General features: G+C 69.3%; 6 protein-coding genes. 2 read left to right on the forward strand and 4 right to left on the reverse strand.

The features are described from left to right. The 4 genes from rplI to rpsF form a co-directional block, all read right to left on the reverse strand. Positions 1 to 359 (reverse strand): 50S ribosomal protein L9 (gene rplI / locus QZ433_RS12870; RefSeq protein WP_295784187.1); only part of this gene is annotated, 359 nt, incomplete at its 3' end. 10 nt (positions 360 to 369) lie between these two features. Further along, positions 370 to 624, reverse strand: coding sequence for a 30S ribosomal protein S18 (gene rpsR, locus QZ433_RS12875; protein WP_013584646.1), 255 nt, complete (start codon positions 622 to 624; stop codon positions 370 to 372). Positions 625 to 726: 102 nt separating this feature from the next. After that, positions 727 to 1,242: a single-stranded DNA-binding protein gene (locus QZ433_RS12880; RefSeq protein WP_295784192.1), complete on the reverse strand. Its 516-nt coding sequence runs from the start codon at positions 1,240 to 1,242 to the stop codon at positions 727 to 729. Positions 1,243 to 1,247: 5 nt separating this feature from the next. Next, positions 1,248 to 1,640 (reverse strand): 30S ribosomal protein S6, encoded by a 393-nt coding sequence (gene rpsF / locus QZ433_RS12885; protein ID WP_058622540.1) that lies wholly within the window; start codon positions 1,638 to 1,640, stop codon positions 1,248 to 1,250. A gap of 217 nt (positions 1,641 to 1,857) precedes the next feature. Between rpsF and QZ433_RS12890 the strand changes: the two genes are divergently transcribed. Then, a complete protein-coding gene (locus QZ433_RS12890; protein WP_295784199.1) occupies positions 1,858 to 3,024 on the forward strand; it encodes a hypothetical protein in 1,167 nt (388 codons plus the stop codon). Positions 3,025 to 3,061: 37 nt separating this feature from the next. After that, on the forward strand, positions 3,062 to 3,970 hold a 909-nt coding region (locus QZ433_RS12895), incomplete at its 3' end, for a hypothetical protein (protein WP_295784202.1).

Below are 3,970 nucleotides of genomic sequence, written 5' to 3' on the forward strand. Positions count from 1 at the left end.
GAGGTGATCTGGATCTTGCGCTTGTCGAGCTCGCCCAGGCCGGCGGCCTTGACGGCGTCGGCGACATCGGCGGGCTTGACCGAACCGAAGAGGCGACCCTCGTTGCCGGCCTTGACGGCCAGCTTGACGGTGTTCGACTCGAGCGAGTTCTTCAGCGACACGGCCTCTTCGTGGTCGTGGATCGCGCGGGTCTCGCGGGCGGCGCGGATCGAAGCGACCTGCTTCTCGCCACCGCGGCTCCAGGCCACGGCGAAGCCCTGCGGGATGAGGTAGTTACGGGCGTACCCGTTCTTGACCTCGACAACGTCACCGGCGCTACCGAGCCCGGTGACCTCATTCGTGAGAATCAGCTTTGCCATCGGGTGCTCCTTAGCGGCCGGCGCCGGCGTAGGGCAGGAGAGCCATCTCGCGCGCGTTCTTGATGGCGCGGGCGATCAGGCGCTGCTCCTGCACGGAGACACCGGTGATACGACGGGCGCGGATCTTGCCGCGCTCCGAGATGAACTTGCGGAGGGTTGCGACGTCCTTGTAGTCGATGACGCCGACGCGGATCGCTTTCGCGGGGGCTGCGTTCTTCGCGCCCTTCCGCGGCTTGCGGCGGTCGCCAGTGGCCTTTCCAGCCATGCTTCCTTCTTTCGTGTGGTTCGGATGCCGGGCCGGTCACGGGGACCGGGGTGTGGCATCCGGAATTTCAGGGGGTCGTCTCGCTCGAGAGCGAAGCGAAGATCAGAACGGGGTGTCGTCGCCGTAGGAGCCGGGAGTGCTCCACGCGTCCGCGCCGCTGTTGCCGCCGCCGTTGTTCGAGCCGGGGGTCGACCACGGCTCGTCGTTGGACTGCTGCACCTGCGCACGCTGGCCCCCGCCACCCCCGCCGCCACCGGCGGCACGGGTGACCTGGGCGGTCGCGTAGCGGAGCGAGGGGCCGATCTCATCGACTTCGAGTTCGATGGAGGTGCGGTTGTTGCCCTCGCGGTCCTGGTAGGAACGCTGCTTCAGACGCCCGGTCGCGATGACGCGGGAGCCCTTGGTCAGCGAGCCGGCGACGTGTTCGGCGAATTCGCGCCACACCGAGGCGCGCAGGAAGAGCGCCTCGCCGTCCTTCCACTCGTTCGCCTGACGGTCGAACGTGCGGGGGGTCGACGCGATGGTGAAGTTCGCGACCGGGAGCCCGTTCTGCGTGTACCGCAGCTCGGGGTCGGCCGTGAGGTTACCCACGACGGTGATGACGGTTTCGCCGGCCATCGTCGTTACTTCGCAGCCTTCTCGGCGGACTCGACCTTGCGGGGAGCGGCGGCCTTGCGGGCGGCCTTCTCCTCGGAGCGCTTGGCCTCGGCGGCGACCTGGGCGATCGCTTCTTCGGCGCGCAGGACCTTGGTGCGCATGATCTGCTCGTTCAGCTTCAGCTGACGGTCGAGCTCGTTCGTGGCCTCGCTGGTCGCGACGAAGTTGACGACGGCGTAGATGCCCTCGTTCTTCTTGCGGATCTCGTAGGCGAGACGACGGCGGCCCCAGATGTCGATCTTGTCGATGGTTCCTCCATCGGCCGTGATGACCTTGAGGAATCCGTCGAGCTTCGGAGCGACCTGGCGCTCGTCGACCTCGGGATCGAAGATGACCATGAGTTCGTACTGGTGCGTCACTAACCCACCTCCTTCGGACTAGAACGGCTGACGGGCATTTCCCGGCAGCAGGAGGGTGTGTTGCACGTCGTCACGGGCTCACACGCGCATGGGCGTCGCCGGACAACCTTCGTAGTCTAACGGATGCCGCGCCCCGCCGCCGCGCCCGGATGCACAGCTTCGGACGAGGAGCGTTCCCGCTCGGTAGCGTGGGGGCACGACGACGGCGGGGGGCCGGATGGCAGGCATTCGAGCATTCGACGCGCGGGCGCTGACGATGCCCGACGACGCGGCGGCGGCGCGCGCGTTCACCGAGCGGCTGCGCACCGACGGACAGCTGCCCCGGACGAACGCCGTGGCGCTCGTGGCGTTCATCCTCGCGTTCGTCGTGCTGGGCGGGGTCGCGGCCGTGATCGTCGCACTGCTGGTGGTGTTCGCCGTGGCCCTGGGTCCGGGCGCGATCATCCTCGGCATCCTGTTCCTCGTTCCGCTGCTGCTCGCGGCGGGGGCCCTGGTCGCGGCGGTCGTGTTCTCGCGGCGCGCGCAGCGGGCGCAAGAGCTCAGGCGCTGGCGACTGGCCGGGTTCGCCCGCGACGTGGGCATGGAATTCGTGCCGGCGGTGCCGAGTCCGGCGCTTCCGGGCGTGATCTTCGCGATCGGCGGGGATCGACAGGCGAGCGACGTGCTGCGCGGACGCGAGCCGCGCTTCGTCGAGGTCGGCAATCACAGCTACACGGTCAGCAACGGCAAGAACACCTCGACGGTGCGGTGGGGCTACATCGCGATCCGTCTGGCCGTGCCCCTCCCCCACATCGTGCTGGATGCCACGGCCAACGACGGTCTGTTCGGCTCCAACCTGCCCGCCTCGTGGGGCCGCGCGCAGCGGCTCAGTCTCGAGGGCGACTTCGACCGGCACTTCCGGCTGTTCTGCCCGCAGGGGTACGAGCGCGACGCGCTGTATCTCTTCACCCCCGACGTCATGGCGCGGCTGATCGACACCGCGTCGGTGCTCGACGTCGAGATCGTGGACGACTGGCTGCTGCTGTACTCCGGGGAGGAGCTGTCGACGGTCGACCCCGCGCGCTGGGCGTGGGTGTTCTCGGTGATCTCGACACTGCTCGACAAGCTCGCCCAGTGGGAACGTTGGCGCGACGATCGCCTCGCGCAGCCCCCGGCATCCCCCACCCTTTCGAGCATCCCCGCAGGTCCCGCCGCGGCCGCCGGCTCCCCCGCCGTCGCGGCCCCGCTCGTGTGGGATCGTCCTCCGATCGGCGTCGCTCCCCCGGGCCGTCGCCTGCGCGGCGCGAACCCGTGGGTCGTGGCCGGCGTCGTCCTCGGGATCGTCGGTCTGGGCGGGCTGCTCGTCACGGTCGGACCGCTGTTCCTGTTCTTGTTCGCGCGATGAGCATCGCCTCGTCCACCACCGACCCGGGAGGACTTCGATGAGCTCGCCGCTCGACACCGCCCCGCTGACCGATCCCGTCGACCGCGCCGAGGTGCGGGCGTTCACCGCCGACCTGCGGCGCCGCGGCGTGCTGCGCACCCGCACCCTGCCGTTCCTGCTCCTCGGCATCGGCGCGGTCGTGTTCGTGTTCGCCTTCGGCTCGGTGTTCATCTCGCTCGTGAGCACCCTCGTCGACGGCGGAGCGGGGAGCGCACTGCTGCTGATCCCCGTGCTCGGCGTGGCCGCGCTGCTGGCGTGGGGACTGTTCCGCTCATTCCGCACCGCCGGGGTCCGCCGTTACCGCCTGGACCGCTTTGCCCGCGCGAACGGGATGACGTGGCATCCGGGATTCGCGGACCCCTCGCTGCCCGGCATGATCTTCGACCTCGGACACGACCGCGAGACCCACGACCTGCTGCGGCGACGGTCGCCCCGCTTCGTCGAAGTCGGCAACTACAGCTATCAGACCGGCTCGGGCAAGAACGAGACGACGCACAAGTGGGGCTACGTCGCGCTGCGGCTCGACACCCCCTTGCCGCATATCGTCCTGGATGCCGTCGGCAACAACGGCCTGTTCGGCGCGAGCAACCTGCCGGTCAGCTTCGGGCGCGGCCAGCGGCTCAGCCTCGAGGGCGACTTCGACCGTCACTTCGCGCTGTACTGCCCCGAGGGATACGAGCGCGACGCGCTCTACCTGTTCACCCCCGATGTGATGGCGCGCTTCGTCGACAACGCCGCCGCCCTCGACGTCGAGATCGTCGACGACTGGCTGTTCCTCTACGCCAAACGCGACCTGTCGACCCTCGACCCCGCGACCTGGCAGTGGCTGTTCACGACCCTGGCGGCCCTCGACGACAAGCTCGCGCAATGGGCGCGCTGGCGCGACGAGCGACTCGCGTCGAGCGCG

The sequence above is a fragment of the uncultured Microbacterium sp. genome, from assembly GCF_913776565.1.
GTDB lineage: Bacteria > Actinomycetota > Actinomycetes > Actinomycetales > Microbacteriaceae > Microbacterium.